Origin of the sequence: Leptolyngbya sp. FACHB-541, assembly GCF_014695875.1 — a bacterium.
Lineage (GTDB): Bacteria > Cyanobacteriota > Cyanobacteriia > Elainellales > Elainellaceae > JAAUTN01.
The window spans coordinates 195482-219381 of the sequence record NZ_JACJPC010000048.1; the positions used below are offsets into that span (position 1 = coordinate 195482).

The following is a 23900-nucleotide window of genomic DNA, read 5'->3' on the forward strand; positions in this document are numbered from 1 at the left end:
TTTCACGTTCAGAAAACATAGTAATCTGTCAAGGCGACAAAGCTCCTCCCTCGGGCGGCAAGAGTTCTCCTACAGGACGCACGATGGTGGGTGTATTGCTTGTATCGGGCTGAAAAATTCCTGCTAGTGCCTGTTCCAGCGTTTCTGCCATCGCAATCCGATTTTCATAGACAACAATCACCCTGACGAGTGTGGGCAGTTGGTTTTGCTCTGCTTCCAGGTAAAGTGGCTCGATGTAGAGCAAAGATTGTTCAATCGGAATCACCAACAAATTTCCTTGAATTGCCCTAGAGCCGCGCCGATTCCAGAGCGAAATCTGCTGAGAAATGACTGGATCTTGGTTAATTCGCGCTTCGATTTGCTCTGGTCCGTACACCAGTTCTTGCTTGGGAAAACGATAGAGCAACAGTCTGCCATAGCGGTTAAGGTTGGGTGAGGATTCTCCTGCTCCATCTGAACGGGCTGCTAGCCACGCAATCATGTTGTTGCGTTGTACAGGTGTGAAGGGGCGAAATAGAATGAATTCTTCACTATCTTCCGCAGGTAGTTTCATGATCAGGTAGTAAGGCTCTACCAACTGCTGTTCGTTCCCGTAAATTTCGTTGGGGGCACGCCACTGATCTTCCCGGTTGTAAAACACCTGGGGGTCAGTCATGTGATAGGTCATTAATTGGTTAGACTGGACGCGATAAAAATCCTGCGGGTAGCGAATATGACTCAGCAAAGGAGCAGGCAACTGATCGAGCGGCTGAAACATATCAGGGAAGATCTTGCCCCAGGTGTTGATAATCGGGTCTTGCGGGTCTGCAACGTAGAAATGTACTTTGCCGTTGTAGGCATCCACAACGACTTTGACGGAGTTGCGAATGTAGTTGAAGTCATTGTCGGCAGGGTCGGAATAGGGGTAGCGATCGCTCGTGGTGTAAGCATCAATCACCCAATACAGGTAGTTAGGAGTTGAGTCTGCAGTGTCTATTCCCAGCCCATTACCTGCGTTTGCCACTACCAGATAAGGGTCACGGTCATAGTGCAAGAAGGGGGCGATCGCTCTTACCCGACTCATGATGTTGCGCCGAAACAGCAGCCGAGTTTGGGGCGTAAAATCTTCAGTCAGCATCATTTGCCAGTCGCGCAGGTGCTTAGCAAAAATCAGTCGTCGCCCAAAGCCGCTAATGTCGACGCCGCCTAGACCGTCATAGCTGTTGTAGACATTCTCACTGCCGCTGGGAAAGTCTAGCTCACTCACCCGCGTTTGCGTCATCACATAGGTATTAGTTAATTCACCGTAGTAAATTCGAGGATTATCCAGGGGAATGCTGTCACGAATGCGATCGCTGCTGGGAATTTGCTCAATTCCTCGAACAAAATAGTCAGGTAAGCCACCTGGCCCGGCTGTGTTGACGGGACTGAGCGTAAAGCCGTAACCATGCGTGTAGATCAGATGCTTATTGACCCAGGTTTGAGCTTCTGCTGGAACCGAATTGTAGTCTAGCTCCCGTGCCGCAATTAGCACTTGCCGTCGTTCGGTTTCACCCGCTTCGTTGAGTAAGGTGTAGCGATCAATGTCAGCCCCCGGAAATTCGTAGTACAGTCGAATTCGTTGAAGCTGCCGATTCGTCTGTAGCAGTGGGCGAGTATCCCACAGCCGAACATTGCTAATCGTTAGATCATTTCGCTGAATTTCTTCAGTAGTCAGGTTGTCTTCTGGAACAAAAGTTTCAACCTCAATCTGATCCAGATTGAACGCTTTGCGCGTCAGGGTGATCGTGCGCTGAATGAAAGGTCGCTCTAGCTCTAGCTCATTTGGCTGCACGACAAACCGCTGTACGGCAAGCGGCAGAGGAACCGCGACCATTGCCGCCAATAGCAGGTACCCGACGAGAACGAGGGGTAAAGGGCGAGACGGGGTTGAAGCTGGATATTTGCGGGATGCCGTTTGACGGGTTGACACTCGCTGGGAAATATTGCTCCTTGCCGCTGTCCAGAAGAGGGTGCGAAACAGCAAAAATGCGCCAATCAGGGCTGCCAAAAGGCTAAGAATGGTGTAACCAGGAAGCTGGACTGTGACGTTGGTGTAACTTGCGCCATAGACAACGCCTTGTCTGGAGTAAAGCAGGGTGTAGCGATCGAGCCAATAGCTGAGGGCGATCGCCAACATCAGTCCGCCGCCCAATCCATAAAGATGTCGCCGCTGGGTGCCCGAAAACCCAGAAAACCTGCCCTGACTGAGGCTATCTCCCGACAGCAGATAAATCAGCAAAACTGAAACAAATGCCAAAGTTAATAGCCCAATCAGCCAAAACTCCAGCAATTCCCAGACGGGGAGTTTGAATATATAAAAACTAATATCTTGTCCGAACTGCGGATCGACTTCTCCAAACGGGGTTGGGTTAAAGTAGGGCAAGACTTTTGCCCAATGCTCTGAAATCACCAGCCCGAACGCAAGACTCATCAGAATTGCCGCTCCCACTAGGAGTGGCTGCGGGTAAATCAACAGGGCGATCGCCAGCCCCACCATAAACCCCACCTGCCAGAGCTGAGTACTTAACTCTTGCCCAATCTGCCAAACTAACTCTGGCTGAAACTTAACTGGAATTTGAGAATTATCACTATACAAACTGAGGCGAGGATGCCAGTGACTCACCGCCACCTGCCCGTGATAGAGCAGCATCACGCCGATAATCAAGCTCAAGCTCAAAGTCAATGGCAGAAGTTGCAATAACCCCATTCTTGCCGGGGCTGGCTGATCAGCATCATCGGGCGGTTTTAACCAGGCGTGTTGACGGGCGATCGCCAAATTACTCAACAGCAAACCAGCACTCAGCCCAAACGCGAGCAACCCCAACAGACCTTGAGTCTGTACCCGCACCCAAAATACCTGGAGAGAATCAACCGTCTGAAACCACAACCCTTCGGCAATCAGAAAACTGACCAGATCCAGCAGAAACAGAATGCCGAACAACCCCACAGCCCAGCGCCAGTAGTCTGCTTTTTTCTGAGGTAGAAGATGCTTGCGGCTAAACATAGATTCTGCTCTCGGGTCGCTTTAGGGCGGGATTGTCTAACCCAATCCTAATGCGACAGAGGGGTGAATTCTTGAACTGGCTCCCAAAACAGCAACCAGCTCAAGAATCCACCCCTCCCCAAAAGGCTAAAAGCAAAGCCCCAGCCTCTAGCTCCTAGCCCCTAACTATACTGCTCGTTCGAGGCACCTTCCAGGTTAAACAGAACTTGCAGTGTCTGCATCGCCTTGCGTCGTGCTTCAATGTCTTGCTGGGCACGAAGCTGCACCATCGGGTCGTGCAAAATTTTGTTAACGATGCCTCTGGTAAGGGCTTCGATGATGTCCTGGTGCTTTTCGGCAAACTCTGTTCCCAAGCGGGACAGCGCTTTCTCTAATTCTTGCTCCCGAATTGTTTCGACTTTGTCGCGCAGGCTGCTGATAGTAGAAACGGTTTCAAGCGATCGCCACCACACCTCAAACGCCTCAACTTCTTCTTCCAGCAGCGCTTCCGCTTCCATTGCCATCTGCCTGCGGCTTTCCTGGTTCTGCGCCACTACTGCTTTCAGGTCATCCACGTTAAATGCCTGGACATGAGACAAATCGTTGGCATCAGCATCGACATTTCGCGGTACCGAAATATCAAACAGCATCAACGGCTGATTTGGCTCCAGGATCATCTCTAGCTTGGCGCGATCTAACAGTGGCTCAGTTGCAGCCGTGCAGGTAAACACCACATCAGAATTCGCTAGCACCGTATGCATATCTGCCAGCGTATGCAGCCGCAAATCTGCCTCTTTGAACTGATTAGCTAACTCCTGAGCACCATTTAGCGATCGGTTCAGAATGCAGATTTGAGCGGGCGTTCTAGGTAAGAGGTGTTGCACCAGCAGCCGCGACATTTTGCCTGCACCGACGATCGCCACCCGACAAGCTGCCAGGTTTTGCGTCTTAAGCTGTGCCAGTTCTACCGCAGCAGAACTGATGGAAACAGCACCTGTACCGATGCTGGTTTCAGTGCGAACCCGCTTTCCTGCCTCAATTGCTTTCTTAAACAGGTGATTGAGAACTCGCCCAATGCCTTTGTACTGCTGCCCAACTTTGTGAGTGTGCTTGACCTGCGACAAAATTTGCCCTTCACCCAGCACTAGGCTGTCTAGCCCTGCCGCTACTCGCATCAGATGCATCACAGCATCCTGGTGCAGCAACGTAAACAGGTAAGGGCGCAACTGGTAAATCGGCAATTTGCTGTATTCCGCCAAAAACTGAGCCACTTCTCGCATTCCGTGCTCAGTTTCACTGGTGACAACGTAAATTTCCAGACGATTGCAAGTGCTGAGAATGGTAGCTTCCTGAATATGGGGATAGCTACAGAGATGGGCGATCGCCGCTTCCATTTGCGGAGTCGGAATACTCAGCTTTTCTCGCACTTCTACCGGGGCTGTTTTGTGGCTCAGTCCCACAACGGCAATATTCATCGTTCCTCCCAAAGTTTTTGAACGGGTCTGCTGATGAGTAGGTCGCCCTTCTGCTGAAAGGGATCTTTTTAGGTATGTCGAACAAGGCGCTTTAACAGCCGACTCTTTTCAACCCTAACAACTGCATTTGAACATCAGCCAGACTAGAGATTAATCAAGTTTTCGTAATATAAACAACTGACCCATAAGAGTCAGCAATCTAAAAGAAGTTTATCAACTTAAGGTAGGCGACTAGAGCGCCAAAGCTGCTTCTACCGCACTTTTCTACATGAATTTTTATGAATTGCCCTGAGATACAATTCTTCAAGTTGTCAATCTTTAACTCCACACAGGTAAGGCACCTTACAGAGGCACACTCATGAAGTTAAGGGAAGAATTTGGTTAGTGTACCTAATCTGTAGGGGTAAACGGTCGGTTATTTTTATGCAGAACTTAAGATCCCCAGACTCTTCAAGAATTTGGGGATCTTGGGGATCTGCTCTTGCAGGAGTGGGATTCACCAGGAAAAGACTTGATGAATCGCATCCCTGCAAGAACGGGGAGGAGTTGATTTATCTCAACTGCAAAGAGGGTGCCTCTTCAGACAGCATGTGAATCGTATCGACGAAGCGCACTGTGCGAGATTGGTTAGAAATAACCAAGCTTTGTGTCCGGGCACCGCCATGAAAGAAACGAACGCCTTCCATCAGCGTTCCGGGGGTGATGCCACAAGCCGCAAACAGGACAGTTTCGCCAGAAGCCAACTCGTTAGCATCGTAAACCTTGTCGGGGTCAGTGATGCCCATTGAGGTCAGGCGCTCGATGTTGCTTTCCTTGCTTTCGCCAATCAAGCCCGTTTTAACGATCGCCGGATCGTAGACCAACTGTCCTTGGAAGTGACCCCCTAGGCAGCGCATTGCTGCTGCGGAAATCACCCCCTCGGGAGCCGCACCGATGCCCATTAGCGCATGGATATTGGTGCCCGTAAACCCGCAGGAAATGGCAGCAGATACATCACCGTCGCTGATCAACCGAACCCGTGCGCCCGCTTCCCGAATTTCTTTGATTAATTCGGTGTGGCGATCGCGCTTCATCACCACCACGACTAATTCTTCAATGGAGCGATTGAGGCACTCCGAAAGAATCTTCAGGTTCTCAGTGGCGGATTTATTAATGTCCACCTTGCCCTTAGCCGCGGGTGGAGCAGCCAGTTTCTTCATGTAAAAGTCGGGTGCAGCAAACAATCCGCCTTTTTCAGAAATGGCCAGCACTGCCATTGAGCCATTCTGACCATAAGCAACCAAGTTGGTGCCTTCGCAGGGGTCAACGGCAATGTCAATCTCAATCAGCTCATCTGGGTTACAGAAGTTTTTAGCATCGGGCTGGGTGCAAATTCCCACCTCTTCACCGATGTAGAGCATGGGCGCGTCGTCCCGCTCTCCTTCTCCAATCACGATGCGACCGCGCATGTAAATTTTGTTCATGCGCTCACGCATGGCCTCCACTGCCACCTGGTCAGCAGTGTTCTTTTCACCTTTACCCATCCAGCGGGCAGAGGCGATCGCCGCCTGCTCCACTACCTCAATAATCTCTAAACCGAGTGTATTCTCCACCAGGTATGCCTCCCAACTACTGATTTTGCGTCGTTTTGCGGACTGAGCCTCAGTCTAAGAGTCTATCAGAATGGGGAGATCGCATTAAAGCCAGTTGATAATTCAACTTATGTCAAGTTTTGTAGTAGTCACAAAAGCTCGTCGTAAGCGCTGCATTACAACAGGCAAGCGGTAAGGATCTGAGATGTAGTCAAAGGCACCAAGGTTTGAAGCTGTTTCTGCCTCGCTCGGAGGCAGCGATAGCATAATTAGCTTTGAGTGGCGCGTCACCTGCTCTTGCGCCAGGTGCTTGAGCAGTTCGAGTCCGTCTATTCCCGGTAAGTTTCTCCCAATCAAGATAATTTGCGATCGCACCTCAGGCTCGTTTCCCGCTAGAAGTTCGATCGCTGTCTCGCCATCCTGTAGCCAGTGATTGTGGTATCCCCTGGTTTCCAGCGCATACAGCAGTGGTTGAGCAAAGCTTGGGTCGGGATGCACTAGCACCACATCGGTTTTGAGTAGTGCTTCAGCCTGAATTGGTTGCCAGTAAGCGGGGAGAACGCGATCGCCTCCCGCTGCTTCAGCCAGATCTAACGCTGCATTGGCTGACTGGTAAAGATCGCGCAGCAGCAGACCGTCTTCGGGATACTGAGCCACCCCCGCACTGAACGTGATCGGAAGAGAGGTTTTACCTTCGACCGTAATTTCTATCTGCCGCAGGGCTTCTAGAATTTCTGCCAGCCACTCTATACCAGCGCTGCGGTTGATGCCATACATGCCAATCACAAACTCTGCCCCACTCCAGCGAGACACCACATCTTCAATGCGAAGCTTTTGTCGCAGCAGTTGCGCTACCTGCCGCAATGCCTGGTCGCCAAACCGATGCCCATGCTGGCTGTTTATCTGCTTCAAGTGATCCAGCCTCAAGACAGACAAAGAGAGGGGCTGCTGAGAGCGCTGTGCCAGTTGTAGGAGCTTGCTTAACTCTTGAGTAGATTGTTGTCGATTCGCCGTACCCGTAAGTGCGTCTGTTTCTGTCTGATTTCGTAGGAGTCGAGTTCGTTCAATGCGGTTCAGAATGCGGGTAATCAGTTCTGGGGCAATGATTGGTTTGCTGACATAATCGTCTGCCCCAACCGCAAACACCTGCTGAATTGTGCTTGCATCAGTATGGGCAGTCAGAAAAAGCACAGGCATCCAATTCCAGTGAGGATCGTTGCGTAGGGTCTGACACAGTTCAATGCCATCTAGTTCTGGCATTTCAATGTCAAGGACGAGCAAATCGGGTTTGGTTGCTTCTAGGGCATCCCAAAACTGCAACGGGTTATCTAGTGTTGCTACCCGTAACCCCCAAGGCTGCAGCAAAGTCTGAAGCGCCTGCAAAATTAATGGGTCATCATCGACGACCAAAACGCTCGACTCTACTTTTCTATCTTGGGCTAAAACTTCAGTCACGGCTTCTAAAACTTCGGTGGGAGTCGTCGGTTTTTGTAGAAAGCGTCTGCCTTTAAGGCGAGCAACCGTAACCCGATCGACTTCTTGCCCTCTTCCAGTAAACACGAGGACGGGAATGGGAGGAACGCGCTGACTCAATTCTGCTAAAAGCTTTAGCCCAGCTTCATCCAGTTCTGAGTGGTTAGATTTTGTTTCATCAGACTCTACAAAAGACAAATCTAACAGCAACACATCAGGGGAGTTACGGTTGATTTCGACTCTAGCAATGTCAGGGTTAGGGGCGATCGCTGTTCTAAATCCCCGGTTTTGGGCTTCTGCGCTCAGGAGTTCTGCCAATGTCTGATCGTCATCCACAATCATCAGGAGAGGTTCCTGAGTATTTGCACTGACCAATGTTTTAACTTCTGCTACAGGTTCAGGCTGCTTTGGCAAGGAAGGGCAAATTGCCGCTTCTAACAGTTGGCGCAGGTCTACCACCTGCTGTTGAATCTGCTGTTGCTGGTCGGGGCTGAGTGCCGTTTCAAGCTGCAAAAGCTGCTCGATTTGACGGGCTAGCTGGGTGCCTTCTGCCAGACCAAACGTTCCTAAAGAACCTGCCAGCTTGTGTGCTTCTTGTTTGGCGCGTTTCCATAGGCGATCGCTCTTGTCTGGCATTGGGGTTAAAACCACTGCTGCTTCCAAAACTTCGATTTGCTGAAGGGTTTTGGTTTTGGCTCTTTCCCAAATTTTGGCGACGAGCGATCGCGTTTGGTGCTCCGGGCTTGAGGGAAGAGGGGTGACCAAAGATGCAGTCTTTTCCAGCGGTGGATTTTTCAAGTAATTCATGTTTAAGCGATAGCCCAAACCATAGACCGTTTCTATAACATCCGTTGCTCCAACTGCTTTGAGCTTTTGCCGTAGTCCTTTGATGTGAGCTTTAACGGTGTCTTCTCCGGGCAGGTCTTCAAATCCCCAGAGCTGATCTAAAATGGCACTCCGACTATAGACACGCTGATTGTTTCGTAAAAGCAACTCTAGGATGGCGTATTCCTTAGGGGTCAAGTGCATTACCGTGCCGCTGTAAGTTACCTCACAGGTGCTGGGGGCAAGGCATAGTTCTCCCCACTCTAGGAGGGGCGATCGGGAGGAAGTTCCCCGTCGCAACAGCGCTCTCATGCGAGCCAGCAGTTCTTGAGGAAAAATCGGCTTAACCAGGTAGTCGTCTGCTCCGGCATCTAGCCCAATGACTTTATCGGTACTGGTATCTCTGGCAGTCATGAGCAAGACTGGAACTTGACTGCCCTTCGTCCGCAACTGACGACAAAAACTGATGCCATCCAACTTGGGCAGCATTACGTCCAGCAAAATTAGGTCATAGGCTAGCTCTTCTGCAAGGGTCAGGCCTGATAATCCATCCTCGGCTCGATCGACCGTATGGTGCTGTTCGATTAGCGTGTCGGTGAGCAGTTCTGCAAGATGCTCATCATCTTCAACCAGTAAGATTCTCATGGACATCCATCACTGAGCCTAGAAACTCAATCCGCACCATAAGGATTCCCTAAAAATTAGCGATACTGACAATTTATAGCTGGCATTGCAACTCTATGGATTGTGGTTGTAGGAGCGGACGAAGCCAACTCCCTCACAACCGCAACTATTTCAAGAATACAGACAGGATTCCAATCGCTAATTTAGGGAATGCTAAATCCAAAGCTGTGCAAATTTTGCGAAACCATTCATACAGACCTGCACCTTTGGGCTGGTGAGCTTCAGGATAGTTCTCAAGAATATGGTCAATGCTCCCTTACCTGCTAACGAGTCAGACAGACTGCAAGCGCTTCACCAGTACAGAATTTTGGATACTGCGGCGGAACGCGGGTTTGATGACATTACCCAACTCGCTGCCCAAATTTGTCAGACTCCGATCGCCTTGGTCGGTTTGTTAGAAAGCGATCGCCAATGGTTTAAGTCTAAAGTTGGTTTGGAAACGCCCCAGGTACCCCGAAATATTGCTTTCTGTAGCTACACCATTGGGCAATCAATGCTGATTGTTCCGGATACCTTGGCTGATCCAAGGTTTACAGACAATCCGCTGGTGACAAACGATCCCCACATTCGATTCTACGCTGGGGTGACGCTACTGACCTCTGAAGGATACGCTCTCGGAACTTTGTGTGTACTGGATCGGGTGCCACGGGAGCTAACCGCCGAGCAGGTGGAGGCACTGAAGGTTTTAGGACAACAGGCTGTTCGGCAACTTGAACTACGTCGAAACTTGACCGACCTAGAACGAATGGCGATCGAGCGCAGGAAGACAAAGCGCTACGGTTCTTTTCGGCAAAAGCTAGCGTTAGGGTTTGGTGTGGTTGCAGCACTGGCAATTGGAATGAGTGCGATCGCCCACCGAGGTGAATTTCTGCTGGTCACTTCTCTTAACATTGGAGCTTTAACGCTGTTTTTCTCTCTGATTCGTCAGGAGATGGCTAAACATCGGCAAATAGAAGTCAAGCTAGAGCAAGAGCGTGACTTTAGTGCGGCAGTACTCGACACTGTTGGAGCTCTGGTCGTTGTTCTCAACCCTCAAGGGGAAATTATTCGCTTTAACAACCGCTGCGTCCAAACAACGGGCTTCGCTTTTGAGGAAGTTAGACATAAGCCCTTTTGGAACGTGTTTTTGACTGCTGAAGAGATAGAACCCGTCAAAGCAGAATTTTTCAGCTTAAAGGTAGGTCAGTTTCCAAACACCTACGAGAATTATTGGTTGACCAAATGGGGAGAGCAGCGGCTAATTGCCTGGTCAAATACTGCACTGCTGAATCCAAAAGGGGCGGTGGAATACATCATTGGAACTGGGATTGACATCACCGAACGCCGTCAGGCGGAGTTAGCCCTACAAAAGAGTGAAACGACCACTCACGCCTTGCTGGAAGTAATTCCCGACTTGTTGATTCGGATGAATCGAAACGGCACATACCTAGATTTTGTCTCAGCTAAAGATGGAGCAAAGTTTGCCCCATTTAACAAAATGCAGGGTAGGAATGTTTACGAGTGCATACCACTTGAGCTGGCTCATCAACGAATGCAGTATGTAAATCGCGCTCTGCAAACAGGTGAGATGCAGATTTATGAGTTTCAGTTTCAGATGGCTGGAGTACTACACACGCAAGAAGCTCGAATAGTAGTTAGCGGTGAAGACGAAGTGCTGGTAATCGTCAGAGACATCAGCGATCGCAAGCAGGCTGAGGCGGCGCTAGCTCAACTGGCTGCAATTGTTGAATCTTCTGATGATGCTATTCTCAGCACCAGCCTCGACTCTCGGATTACAAGCTGGAACCTGGGGGCAGAAAAAATTTACGGCTACTCAGCCGAGGAAGCGCTAGGGCAAACCGTTACATCATTGCTGCTGCCGCCTAATGAAGATGAGCGATCGCCCATTCCTGAGAGCCTGCAACCGCAAACCCACCTTGATTACTACAAAACCCGACATCGGCGTAAAGATGGCAGGCTGATTGACGTATTTCTAACTCTGTCTCCAGTAAAAGACCAGACTGGCAAAATTACGGGGGCTTCGATGATTGGGCGAGATGTTAGCGATCGCACTGCTATGGAGCGCATGAAAGATGAGTTTATTTCTACGGTCAGTCATGAACTCCGCACACCGCTGACTTCTTTGCGAGGGTCTCTGGGGTTGTTGCTGACTGGCAAAATGGGCACCCTAACTGAAAAAGGGCATCGCATGTTAGAGATTGCTGTCAACAATAGCGATCGCCTGATTCGCCTAATTAACGACATCCTTGACCTGGAGCGTCTAGAATCTGATAAATTCACCCTGCATCAGCAGTCTTGCAATGCGGCTGATTTGCTGCGACAGGTAGCTGAAATGATGCAGCCCATGTCTGAAAGGGCAGGCGTGACTCTCTGCTGCTCCAGCATTTCGGTCAGCATCAATGTTGACCCCGATCGCTTAATTCAAGTTTTCACCAATTTGATTAGCAACGCGATTAAGTTTTCGGCTGCGGGTAGCACTGTCTGGCTGACCGCAGAAACTTACGTTCCACCAGGAGAAAAAGACAGTAGTGCCAAACCTCCTATGCTTCTGATTTCGGTCAAAGATCAGGGACGTGGCATTCCTCCAGAAAAGCTAGAGTCTATCTTCGAGCGGTTTCAGCAGGTTGATGCTTCTGATTCACGGCAAAAAGGCGGAACAGGGCTAGGGTTGGCGATTTGCCGCAATATCGTCAGGCAACACGGCGGCAAAATTTGGGTAGAAAGTGGGTTGGGTGAAGGGAGTTGCTTTTATCTGACGTTGCCCCTAGCTGAGTCCAATGGGTTGAAAGGGTTGCTTGTTGGCAACAAGCAATCCATTGTGATGTGCCACGATGTGTCAACTCATTTTGAGACGCTGCAAGGTTTGCTGGAGCAACAGAATTATCAGGTGGTTGTCGTTAAGTCGGTGAAAGAGGCGATCGCCAGAGCAGCAGCCTTGCAGCCAACGGCGATTTTGCTGGACTTGGATAATCCTAAGACGGATGACTGGGAACTGCTGACGCTGCTAAAACAGCGCAATAGCATTCCAGATATTCCCCTAATCATTTTCAATAACCCCTCTTCACGAGTTGAGTTTGAACTATTGGGCACAATGGGTTGGGTCTATCAATCGGCTGATTATGCTTCTCTGTTTCAAATGCTGAAGCAATTCGCGATGCAGCAAGGACAGGTTGGGCGAGTGCTAATTGTAGAAGATGACCTAGACTTAACGCGAGTTTTGGCTGCGATGCTTGGTTGCCATCAGGTTCAAACTGCATATGCTCAAACTCAGCAAGCCGCCATTGAACTGTGCCAGCATTTCATTCCTGACTTGCTCGTGTTAGACCTGACTTTATCAAAGGGAAGTGGATTTGCCGTTGTAGAGTGGTTGCGCCAGCAAGAACACTTCTGCCAAATGCCATTGATAATCTACACTGCCCAAGAATTAGGAGATGTGGAGCGCTCGCGTCTACACCTGAGTCACCTGGGTCAAACAGAATTCATTACCAAAAGCCGGGCTGTTCCAGAAGCGTTAGAAGCGCTAATCATGCGACTACTCAATCGAGCGACAGCAGGTGGTGAGCGGTTTAATTTAGTTAGCGGAGGTATAGCTGGTGGCAACTAAGCGAGTTCTAATTATCGATGACGAGGATGATATTCGGGAAGTTGCTCAAGCGAGTCTTGAGATGATGGGAGGATGGGAGGTGATTACTGCTAGTTCTAGCAGTGAAGGACTGGCTCTAGCTGAAGCGGAGCAGCCTGATGCGATCTTGCTAGATGTCATGCTACCTGACATGGATGGCCCGACTACGTTTCAAAAGCTCCAGTCCATGCCTGCAACGCAGCAGATTCCGGTTGTGCTACTTACTGCCAAGGTGCAGGCGGCTGATCAGCGCCGATTTGCCGATTTGGGAGTGACGGCTGTATTGTCTAAACCTTTTGACCCTGTTGCGTTGGCTGGTCAGGTTGCCGCAGTGCTGGGATGGAGTCTCTAGAAATGGTTGAGCCAAACGTTGAGTCAAACTCTCAATTTTCTGAAGAAGTGCGTGGCTTTTCGCCAGAGCTGGATTCAGAGCTAGATGACATTGCTTCAGCCGTCAGCTACGAGCTAAGAACACCCCTGACCTCGATTCGGGCGGCACTGGGTTTGCTGTTGACCGGAATGCTCGGCACTTTGCCAGAAAAAGGGCAACGAATGTTGGAGATTGCGTTTAGCAATACAGAGCGCTTGATGCGTTTGGTTGATGTGCTGGAGTCTGATGTGGAATCAGACGGTGAATTTACTGCTTTTCATCAACTGTCAGGATCAGAACCTTTGCTGCATCAGTTGGCAGCATTAAGTTGGCAGCAAAAATTCTGTAATGACGAGTTAACTGCTTTACCCACGCCAATGGTGTTCATGCGGCAGTTGAGGCAGGCGATCGCCATTGCCCAAGCTGATCAAACGCTGGCAATTTTGCTAGTTGATGTCGATCGCTTCAATGTAATCAATGACAGCTTAGGACGGGAAGTCGGCGATCAATTGCTGCGGGCGATCGCTCAACGACTGATTCTAAATTTACCTCTAGTGCAGGCGATTACTCACCTGCGTGAAGATGAGTTTGGCATTTTTCTAGAACAGATTGAGGATACGAATGAGGCGATCGCCGTTGCCGAAAAAATTCAGCAAGCCTTTGCCTCACCCTTTAATTTCAATGGTCAAGACGTATTCCTCTCAGTGAGCATTGGCATCGCGACAGGCACAAAGCATGATCAGTCTGAAAATTTGCTACACAACGCCTACTCCGCTGTGTATCAGGCAAAGGCGCTAGGCAAAGCTCGTTATGAACTCTTTGATGCTGAGCTACGAGTCAAAGCATCCTCTCGACTGCGGCTAGAAACTGACCTGCGGTTAGCCCTAGCGCGCCAAGAATTTCAGCTTTACTATCAGCCGATTGTAGCGGTTGCGACTGGTAAGATCAGCGGCTTTGAAGCGCTGATTCGGTGGCGACATCCACAGCGAGGGCTGGTAACTCCAACAAAATTTATTCCCTTGGCAGAAGAAATGGGGCTAGTGAGCTTGATTAGCCAGTGGGTTCTCCATCAGGCTTGCTCCCAACTGCACCAGTGGCAGCAGCAGTTTCCGAGTCAGCCACCCTTGACTATCAGCGTCAACCTCTCTGCCCAGCAGTTTTCAAAATCAGACTTACCTGAGCAGGTGCAGCAAATTCTCCAGGAGACGGGGCTAGACTCACAAAGTCTGAAAATCGAAATTACAGAAAGTGCGATTATGCACAGTCTTGAAACTGCGACTGCCGTACTGGAACAGCTCAAGGCGCTTGGGGTACAGCTTTACGTAGACGACTTTGGCACGGGATATTCTTCTCTAGCGTATTTGCATCGTCTACCGATTGATAAGCTGAAGATTGACCGTTCTTTCATTACCCGGATTGATTCTGAAGGGGAGCAGCTAGAAATCGTTAGAGCTATCGTCAAATTAGCCTGGAATCTGGGCATGGATGTCATTGCTGAAGGGGTCGAAACGGCATCGCAACTAGCGCAACTTAAGGCATTGCGCTGTGAATATGTGCAGGGCTTTTTCTTTTCTAAGCCGCTTGATCGAACGATGGCAGAAGCACTACTGCGTCAAGGTTTAGTAATTCGAGCTTAATCTGGGCAGGTATGAGGCGACTTCGGCGGATGGGGTGGCGACTATTACCAGGCGGAATCTCCTCATTGGCAGTCGTGTTTTTGGCAATGTGGGGAGGCTGGCAACCGCTGGAGCAAGCCGCCTATGTGGCGTTGTTTCGGCTGCGAGGGGCGCTGCCCTGGAATGACCAGGTGGTTGTGATTGAAATTGATGATGCGAGTCTGCGGCAACTAGGGCGTTTTCCATTTTCGCGACAGCGCTATGTCCAACTTTTAGATCGATTATCGGAGGCGCAGCCCAACATTGTGGCGTTTGACCTGATTTGGTCAGAGCCAAGTCCAAAGGACTTGCAGCTTAAGGCGGCAATGGAGCGTCATGGTCTAGTTGTGTTGGCAGAAGCCTGGGATGGGCTCGGTTTACCGCTATCCCCTACGCCTGATCTGGAGGCGGGGGCGATCGCCACGGGGCACATTCTCAAGCACAGTAGCCCGGATGGCTTGACTCATGCTATCAATCTGCAAATTCAGCAGAAGCCTGCTTTATCGGTTTCAGTGCTTCAGGTTTACAGCCTGATTCAGGAGCCGATTAATCTGCCGGACTTAAACCAACCACTCCGAATAAATTGGCTGAGTCGAGTTGAGCAAGCTCCTCACTATGCATTTGTAGATGTAATTCAAGGCAAAGTGCCACTACAGGCGTTTCAAGACAAAATTGTTTTGGTTGGAGTCACCGCAACGGGCTTAGATCCTTTAGTGACACCATTTGATCAAGATTTGCCTACGAGTGGGGTTTACCTTCAGGCAACGGCAATCAACAATTTGCTGCAAGGAAATTTCCTCCATGTATTTGCTCAGCGGTGGGTGCTGTTTGGGTTGCTCCTTGCGGGTCCAGTTTTAAGCTGGTGTTTGAGTCACTGGCGAACTGAGCTACAGGCAACCGTGTGGTTGGGGCTATGTCTAGCTTGGGGAATCTTTGGCTTGCTGATGTTTCGAGCAAACTACTGGTTGCCAATCGCTTCACCAATTGGTCTTTTTACTGGAACGGTAGTGGTGGTGGCGGTGGGCGATCGCCTCCAACTTAATCGCTTACTCCAGCAAGAAATTGAACATCTCTGGCAAAGTCACTATCAGGATGTAGTAGTTTCTCGCAAAGACACGTTGCCGATTTCGGATTTACCTGAGAGTCCTGCTGCTTTGCATCGAGTCACCCAACTGGCAGAACTGGCAGAGCAGTTTGGACGCTCCCAGTCGGCTCAGGCGGCGATCGCCCGCAGTTTACCTATTGGGCTTTTAGCGGCAGACCTGAACGGGCAAATCTGGTTTTGCAATCCTTTAGCAGCAAAGTGGCTAGGAGTGCAGGTGGGCGATCGCCTGCATTCTCACTTAATTCCTCACTGGCTAAGCGAGGCAGAATGGCAGGTTGACCTGCATAGCCTGAAAACGTCTGGCTTTGCTCAGTCCAGGCAGCTAGAACGAGGAGAAAGCTGCTTGGAAATCAAGCTAGAGCCACTGGTCTATGCGATGGCTCCCAATTCACAAACCGCATTTCCTCTAGATGGCTTGCTGCTGGTGTTGAATGACATCACTGAGCGGCAGGCAATCGCCCGGATGAAAGATGAATTTGTTTCTGTCGTCAGTCATGAACTGCGTACCCCGATTACCTCAATTCGCGGCTCACTGGGGTTATTGGGAACGGGTAAACTGGGCAGCTTGAGCGACAAAGGGCAGCGCATGTTAGAAATTGCGATCAACAACACCGATCGCTTGATTCGCCTGATTAATGACATTCTTGACCTGGAGCGCATCGAATCTGGCAAGATTACTCTGTCCAAGCAACCTTGTGACTTAGCTGACTTGATCCAGCAAGCTGCCGAAACGATGCAGACGATGGCTGACACTGCTGGAGTGACGCTTTCAGTTACTGCGGTATCGGTTCGGTTTATGGGAGATAGCGATCGCCTTCTGCAAGTGTTTACCAACTTACTTAGCAATGCCATCAAATTCTCCCCCAAAGGCAGCACTGTCTGGCTCACTGCCGAAATCCAAAACCAATCTGCAATAACACATCAGCCCACAACTGCAACCCAATCCCCGCCCATTTCCCTCCAATCCCCAACTCCCAACCCTCAATCTCCAATCTCCACCCTCCTGATTCACATCAAAGACCAGGGACGTGGCATTCCTGCCGACAAACTCAATCTGATCTTTGAGCGATTTCAGCAGGTTGATGTATCTGATGCTCGTCAAAAGGGAGGAACGGGACTGGGTCTACCGATTTGTAGTGCGATCGTACAGCAGCATGACGGCAAAATTTGGGTAGAAAGCCAGTTGAATGTGGGCAGTACCTTTTACGTCATGCTGCCAGGAACGATGGATGTGTAGAGCCTCAAGGATTGAGCGATCGCCACGTATCGGCTAATGCTGTGGCGATCGGTTTGATGACTTCGCTATCTTTCCAATATTCGTTGTGAGATGTGGGATTCCAGTTTTGCAACATTCCGCCTGCATTCACTTTTTTATCCTTCACAACTTTCTTGTATTCCTCATTAATGTTTTGGATAGGATAGCCCAGTAGGTCATCCTCATCATAAAAATTGACCCATTCCCCTTTGAGGTTAGGGTAATGCTGAGAGAGCTTGGGTGAAGGGACTTTAATTGGAGTACCAAAGTCTTTATGACGCAGTGACCAGAAGGCGATCTGACTACCAAAGGTGTAGAACAGTGCTAAGGTCTCACCTTTCTCTAAAGGAGTGTTGCCTATGGGTATCTGTGCCTGGCTATTTTGCAAATCCCAAATGTAGTTGCTGGCGATCGTAGAACCCAGACTATGAGCCACGATGCACAATGGTGCTTTATCACCAGCACTGGTAGCCAGTTTCTTTAATGTATCGGAGAAACACTGGTGAATGCCGTCGTAAATGTGGCGATCGGATGCTGCGGAGGAAGAAGTCACTTGATAGGCAACGCTGTCGGATAGGGAGTGAAAAATAAACTCACCGAGTCGAAAGAATTTTTTGAGCTTGCCTTCAATCTGGAGGCGATCGCACAACTCATCTTGAATTGTTTGCACTACCTCAGCCCAGTAGATTGGCTCGATCACCAGTTTTGCGTCAATCGTGTCAACTTCCTCATCTAACACTTCGGCAAGCTCTGACTTTAGCTTTTTTGCAAATCCACTAGTAAATTTGGGGCTATCTTTTTGAGCAAATTCAGGATTTGCTTCTCCAATGCCGTGGATTACCGCGACTGCAATCTTTTGAGGCATAAAGTCTCCGTTTGTAGAAATATTCTAGGGTTATGTGTTAGTGCAACGTTGAATTGAACCCATTATCAACGTTATGCATAATGCAGGACAATGCCAAGCCCCTAAGCGGGTGATGTGTATTGCTGAAAATTGGGATAATAAAGAAGGGACACGAAATCTCGTATCCCTCTGCATAATCTATTCACTTACAGAATTACCATCGGCGTTGTTGATTTGAAGCAAAGCGGGACCCGACAAAACTCAAGTAAGTGCCAGGTTGCACATTGTTTTACTCACATCCATCAATAAACTAAAAACGAAACGCCAACTGCACCGTAGAAAGTATCTGGTGTAGGGCTTCCTTGATGGTCTACCGCCTGTCCTTGCCCTGAAAAGATACGGGTCACTCGGAAACGATGATAGTTGTCCAATAGTTGAGCTAGGGAAACGTAGTGAACTTCTTCACCACTGAATAGTTCTGCATCCAGTTCAGGCAACGAATGCCAGGGACATTTCATCAGTTCATGGTGAGCATTGTGATAACCAAAGTTAAGCAACAGCAAGTTCAGCCAGGGATAGCGTTGAGAAAGTAGTGTCGAGAAAGTGTTTGCCTGTTCATGGGCGCGATCGCGCTCTGGTAGAGGCGTTCCCGGTGGAAAAACCTCATAGGTATGCTGAAATGCATCCATCCACCGCAACACTGTAATCATGCCAATGTAAGACAAGAAGTAAAGTAACAATGCTTTCGGTGAAACAATTGCCAATAGTGTAAACAAACTGCCACGAATCAGTAGTAGCGCAGCCACACGTAACCGCTCATCCTGACGTTCAGGATCTTGAAATGTGTTGAAAATAGAGCGCCATTGCAACCAGAATGAGATCACTGGAACGTAAAGCCATTCCAATGCGAGGATGGTTTGCCGCAACAGCTTCGGCATTTGTTCCAGCGTTTCAGCTAGGTTGAACGCAGAAAAATCTACCCGATCAACGTGATGAGCGATGTGACGTTTTGCTAGCTTGTCAAAGCGTCCGTAGCAGCCACCCGTAATCCACAGCACTAGGGTGCCAAAAATGGCATTCCAGCGCCGATTCCCGAAAATGGTACTGTGCATGAATTCGTGCGACAGGTAAGCTGAGAAGACTAAGCCGTGAGTCAACAGCACGACCCCGGCGGCATTAAGCCAACCGCTAGGCAACAGCAGCAGAGAAATTCCACCGATATAGCTCAACAAGCTGTAGAGAATGGCGATCGCATTCCACAGTGGCTTTTGGCGATGCACATATAGATTAACGTTGACAGTTGCAGGAAGAGTAACCATAAGCTGTTAAACGCTGGACTCCATCTTTTTGAGAACACTAAAAGAGTTCTACACATTGTGCCTGTATTGTAGATAAACCAGTCCACTGATTGAGTCACCGTTTCCTGACTTAATAGCCTTATGTCTGCAAACGTTAACGAATTTGATGCGATCGTACTGGGTGCAGGCGCGATGGGCAGTGCCGCAGCCTATTACTTAACTCAGGCTAGACAGCGCGTTTTGCTGTTAGAGCAGTTTGAACTGGATCATCAGAAGGGCAGTTCTCATGGACCGTCACGGGTCATTCGCTATTCCTACGACAATCCAATTTATGTGAACCTGATGCGCGATGCCTATCCGCTCTGGTTTGCGCTGCAAGAAGCAGCCGGAGAACAGCTCTATTTCAAAACGGGAGGAATTGATTTTGGCTTGCCCTCAGAACCAACAATGCAGAACCTGAAAGCCAGCCTGAAGCAAACTAATCTACCGCACGATCGCCTCTCTACCCACGAAGCCCAAAAGCTTTTCCCCCAGTTTCGGTTTGACGAGGGAATGGAGGCGATTTACCAGGAAGACACAGGCTTTTTGGCTGCTTCTCGCTGTGTGTTGACCCATATTCGCTTGGCTCAGGCAAGTGGCGCAACGGTGCTAGATCAAACTCCGGTTATGCGGATTGGGGTGAAGGGCGATCGCGTCGAGGTGCAAACCGCTAGGGGCAAATATGGGGGCGATCGCCTGATCGTTACGGCAGGCAGTTGGGCAAAAAGAATATTGGCAGAACAGGGAATCGATCTACCGCTCAGGGTAATGCCCTGCCAACTTGCCTTTTTTGAACCCGATAACCCGACAGACTATGAGCCAGGACGCTTTCCGGTATTTATTGCTCACCTGAATGCAGACTATGGTGAGAGTCCTTACGGCATTCCTACTTATCAAGGCTCTGGCGTAAAAATTACTCCGTTTTACGGTTGGAAGACTGTTAGCGATCCGAGTGAAGTAGATTACACGCCCGACCTGGAATGGATTGAACGCTTACGAGAATTTCCCCGTCGCTACATTCCTGGTGCCAATGGCAAACTGGTTTCTACCCGTCGCTGTCTTTACACTGTGACTCCAGACAAACATTTTGTAATCGATCGCCATCCTAACTATCCTCAAATCGTCATTAGTGCAGGCTTTTCAGGGCATGGGTTTAAGTTCAGTACATTAGTGGGCAAGATTTTGATGGAGTTGGCGATCGCAGGTAAAACTGACCACGATGTAAGCCTATTCAAACTTTCTCGCTTCTAAAGTCACAAATTAATCATAGAAAGCCTGAGGACAAATTACACTTACTCAAAACCCTTACCCATTTGAATCATTGAAGGTACACATCTGACGGACTTCCTCACTGTTAGCACCAGAAGTGCCATTACTATGAGCAAAATAAGGTCGCAACTAGCTACAGCCCCGTTGTAGCAGTCCGTCCAAGTCCTAATGAGATAGGGTATAGTTAACTCGACTAAACTCTTCTCATCACCTTAATTCAACTCCCGAAGGATATCAAATGGGTTCTATAGCGAGTAAACAGTTCAATTAACTCATCTCGACGAGAATAGTGTTCTCCTTCCAGGTTGCTCAAGCCAAATTCCTTATGGATATTGGCAAGATGACGGCGAACGGTTGAAGGTTCTACACAGAGTGTGGTGGCGATCGCCTCGTCCGTCTCTCCTGCCAGAAAACCTTGCAGGACTTTGCGCTGTCGAGGCGTTAGCTCTTCAAAAATGGCGTTAAAGTTTGCTTCCCTCATGTCTTTAATCCTATGAGAGAGGCAAACGCTTTGAGCCATTTGTGCAAAAGAATGCACAGATTTTAAGGTACTCCAGTTCAGTTTTTGGGGACTAAAAAAGGGTGGTCATTAACCACCCTCTAACACTGTTGAAAATTTTGGCGTAGATAATTACATCGTCACCAGTTCAGCAGGTAGGCGTTTGAAGGCCAGCCGCTCATTTTCGACATCTACGAAGATGGTGTCGTTGTCAATAAATTCGCCGCGCAGGATGTGTTTAGCGATCTGGGTTTCGAGTTCGCGTTGGATGGCTCGTTTCAGCGGACGGGCACCAAATACGGGGTCGTAGCCAACTTCGGCGAGGAAGTCGAGGGCAGATTCGGAGAGACGCAGGGACATTTTGCGATCGCTCAACCGTTTCGCCAACCGCTGTACCTGGAGCTTGACGATTTCGCGCAGTTCCGACTTCTTCAAGCTGTGGAAGATGATGATTTCATCGATCCGGTTGAGGAATTCGGGACGGAAGCTGGTTCGCATCGCTTCCATGACGCGCAATCGCATCTCTTCATAACGGGCATCATCGGCTGCCACATCAAGAATGTATTGAGAACCAATATTGCTGGTCATGATGATTACGGTGTTTTTGAAGTCCACCGTGCGGCCCTGTGAGTCAGTGACGCGGCCGTCATCAAGAATTTGCAGCATGACGTTAAACACGTCGGGGTGTGCCTTCTCAATTTCGTCAAACAAAATCACGGCGTAGGGGCGACGACGAATTGCTTCGGTCAACTGTCCGCCTTCTTCGTAGCCCACGTATCCAGGAGGCGCACCAATTAGGCGAGACACGGCGTGTTTCTCCATGTACTCGGACATGTCGATTCGCACCATTGCCTCTTCGGTGTCAAACAGATAGGCGGCAAGGGCTTTTGCCAATTCCGTCTTACCCACTCCGGTGGGGCCGAGGAAGATGAAACTTGCAGTGGGGCGGTTGGGATCAGCCAATCCGGCACGCGAACGCTGAATTGAGTCTGCGACAGCAGTAACCGCTTCTTCTTGACCAATGACTCGACGGTGCAGTTCGTCTTCCAGTAGCAGAAGTTTTTGCATCTCGGATTCGACCAGCTTGCTAACAGGAATGCCTGTCCACTTGGAAATAATTTCGGCAATGTCGGCTTCGGTGACTTCTTCACGGAGCAGCGATCGCCCGGTCTTTTGGGTCAACTCCAGTTTTTCTTCCGTTTCCTCGAGCTTGCGCTGGAGGTCGGTGAGTTTGCCGTAGCGCAGTTCTGCGGCTCGGTTCAGGTCATAGTCGCGCTCTGCTTGGGGAATTTCGACGTTAACAATGTGGTCGATTTCCTCTTTCAAAGATTTGCGCTGTTCCAGGACTTCTTTTTCTGCCTGCCACTGGGCATTAAGGGCGCTTTGCTCTTCTTTCAGGTCAGCCAGTTCGCGATCGAGCCTATCTACCCGTTCTCTGGAGGCGGGGTCAACTTCCTTTCGCAGCGATAGCTTTTCCATTTCGAGCTGCAAAATTTTGCGATCGACCTCGTCCAGTTCATCAGGCTTAGAGGTGCTTTCCATTTTTAGCTTGGCGGCGGCTTCGTCCACCAGGTCAATCGCTTTGTCAGGTAGGAAGCGATCGCTGATGTACCGGGTGGAAAGCGTCGCCGCCGCAATCAATGCACTGTCAGAAATTTTGACGTTATGGTGCGTTTCGTAGCGGTCTTTCAGCCCGCGCAAAATTGAGACAGTATCTTCAATCGTCGGCTGGTCAATGTAAACCTGCTGGAAACGGCGCTCCAAGGCAGCATCCTTTTCAATGTACTTGCGGTACTCATCCAGGGTGGTTGCACCGATACAGCGCAGTTCGCCCCGTGCCAACATTGGCTTGAGCAGGTTTCCGGCATCCATTGCGCCCTGAGTTGCACCTGCGCCGACGACGGTGTGAATTTCATCAATAAACATGATGATCTGACCGCGAGAGTCGGTGACTTCCTTGAGAACGGCTTTCAGACGCTCTTCAAATTCGCCCCGATATTTGGCTCCGGCAATCAGTGCTCCCATGTCAAGAGCGATCAGTTTGCGATCGCGCAAGGATTCCGGCACATCGCCTTTGACAATCCGCTGAGCCAGACCTTCAGCAATGGCAGTTTTACCCACACCGGGTTCACCAATCAGCACTGGGTTATTTTTGGTGCGGCGAGAGAGAATTTGAATGGTGCGGCGAATTTCATCGTCTCGACCAATCACGGGGTCGAGTTTACCTTGACGGGCATATTCGGTGAGATCCCGCCCATATTTCTCCAGCGCGTCGTATTTGCCTTCTGGATTTTGGTCGGTCACTTTTTGATTCCCCCGGATCTGCTGGATGATGGTCTTTAGTTTCGCTTCGTCTAGCTTAAACTCCTGGAACAGAGCCTTTCCGAAGCGGTCGTCTCTGGCATAGGCTAGCAAGAGATGCTCAATGGAAATGTATTCGTCGCCAAAGTTTTTGCGGATTTCGTCAGCCCGATCAAGTAGAGTGTCGAGCGATCGCCCCAAATACACTGAGGTGCCGCTCCCCGATACTTTGGGCTTGCTGTTAACGAATTCTTCAGTATAGTCACGCAGTCGCTCTACGTTCACCCCAGCTTTGTTGAAAATGCTGGTGGCGAGTCCTTCTTTTTCGAGCAGCGATCGCATCAGATGCTCCGTCTCAATCTGCTGCTGCTGCGCCTGCTTGACCAGGTCGGGAGTGCGGGCGATCGCCTCCCATGCTTTTTCTGTAAACTGATTCGGGTTAGTAGGTTGCATAGGCGTTCGGGAGTCAGGAACTATAAGAGCGGAATTGAGTAGTGAGTTTTGAGTTTTAGAAGCAATTCAAAATTCATAACTCAAAATTCAAAACTCCAGATCATTCTCACTAGCGTATGAGTTAATTGTAGGAAGTAAGGGGCGATCGCTAGGATCGG

At 49.6% G+C, this 23900-nt stretch carries 13 protein-coding genes; 5 read left to right on the top strand and 8 right to left on the bottom strand.

From position 1 onward, the window contains the following. Positions 1–28: 28 nt before the first annotated feature. The 4 genes from H6G00_RS09650 to H6G00_RS09665 form a co-directional block, all read right to left on the bottom strand. Positions 29–3025 carry a UPF0182 family protein gene (locus H6G00_RS09650; protein ID WP_190796563.1) on the bottom strand — a complete coding sequence of 999 codons (2997 nt, stop codon included), beginning with the start codon at positions 3023–3025 and terminating at the stop codon, positions 29–31. Positions 3026–3186: 161 nt separating this feature from the next. Further along, the gene (locus H6G00_RS09655; protein WP_190796564.1) at positions 3187–4479 is read right to left on the bottom strand and encodes a glutamyl-tRNA reductase; all 1293 of its coding nucleotides are present in this window, start codon (positions 4477–4479) and stop codon (positions 3187–3189) included. 551 nt (positions 4480–5030) lie between these two features. After that, complete coding sequence (gene glpX / locus H6G00_RS09660) at positions 5031–6071, bottom strand: class II fructose-bisphosphatase (RefSeq protein WP_190796565.1); 1041 nt, start codon at positions 6069–6071, stop codon at positions 5031–5033. 102 nt (positions 6072–6173) lie between these two features. Continuing rightward, entirely contained in the window at positions 6174–8993 is a 2820-nt protein-coding gene (locus H6G00_RS09665) for a response regulator (protein WP_190796566.1), read from the bottom strand. A gap of 280 nt (positions 8994–9273) precedes the next feature. On the opposite strand from H6G00_RS09665, the gene H6G00_RS09670 reads away from it, so the two are divergent. The 4 genes from H6G00_RS09670 to H6G00_RS09685 are packed head-to-tail and all read left to right on the top strand — an operon-like array spanning position 9274 to position 17021. After that, positions 9274–12636: a PAS domain S-box protein gene (locus tag H6G00_RS09670; RefSeq protein ID WP_190796567.1), complete on the top strand. Its 3363-nt coding sequence runs from the start codon at positions 9274–9276 to the stop codon at positions 12634–12636. Then, positions 12626–13006 (top strand): response regulator, encoded by a 381-nt coding sequence (locus tag H6G00_RS09675; RefSeq protein ID WP_190796568.1) that lies wholly within the window; start codon positions 12626–12628, stop codon positions 13004–13006. Before H6G00_RS09670 ends, H6G00_RS09675 begins: the two co-directional genes overlap by 11 nt. A gap of 2 nt (positions 13007–13008) precedes the next feature. Further along, entirely contained in the window at positions 13009–14661 is a 1653-nt protein-coding gene (locus tag H6G00_RS09680) for an EAL domain-containing protein (protein WP_190796569.1), read from the top strand. 11 nt (positions 14662–14672) lie between these two features. Next, complete coding sequence (locus H6G00_RS09685; protein ID WP_190796570.1) at positions 14673–17021, top strand: CHASE2 domain-containing protein; 2349 nt, start codon at positions 14673–14675, stop codon at positions 17019–17021. 4 nt (positions 17022–17025) lie between these two features. Here H6G00_RS09685 and H6G00_RS09690 read toward each other — a convergent pair whose 3' ends face one another. Then, the gene (locus H6G00_RS09690) at positions 17026–17904 is read right to left on the bottom strand and encodes a hypothetical protein (RefSeq protein ID WP_190796571.1); all 879 of its coding nucleotides are present in this window, start codon (positions 17902–17904) and stop codon (positions 17026–17028) included. Positions 17905–18185: 281 nt separating this feature from the next. Continuing rightward, positions 18186–19202 (bottom strand): fatty acid desaturase, encoded by a 1017-nt coding sequence (locus H6G00_RS09695; RefSeq protein ID WP_190796572.1) that lies wholly within the window; start codon positions 19200–19202, stop codon positions 18186–18188. A gap of 120 nt (positions 19203–19322) precedes the next feature. Here H6G00_RS09695 and solA point away from each other — a divergent pair, with 120 nt between their 5' ends. Next, positions 19323–20471: an N-methyl-L-tryptophan oxidase gene (gene solA / locus H6G00_RS09700; RefSeq protein ID WP_190796573.1), complete on the top strand. Its 1149-nt coding sequence runs from the start codon at positions 19323–19325 to the stop codon at positions 20469–20471. Positions 20472–20706: 235 nt separating this feature from the next. On the opposite strand, the gene H6G00_RS09705 is transcribed toward solA, so the two are convergent. Continuing rightward, positions 20707–20970, bottom strand: a complete 264-nt coding sequence (locus H6G00_RS09705; protein WP_190641659.1) for a helix-turn-helix transcriptional regulator — start codon at positions 20968–20970, stop codon at positions 20707–20709. Between the two features lie 150 nt (positions 20971–21120). Next, on the bottom strand, positions 21121–23742 hold the full coding sequence (gene clpB / locus H6G00_RS09710) for an ATP-dependent chaperone ClpB (protein WP_190796574.1): 2622 nt from the start codon (positions 23740–23742) through the stop codon (positions 21121–21123). Positions 23743–23900: the final 158 nt, after the last annotated feature.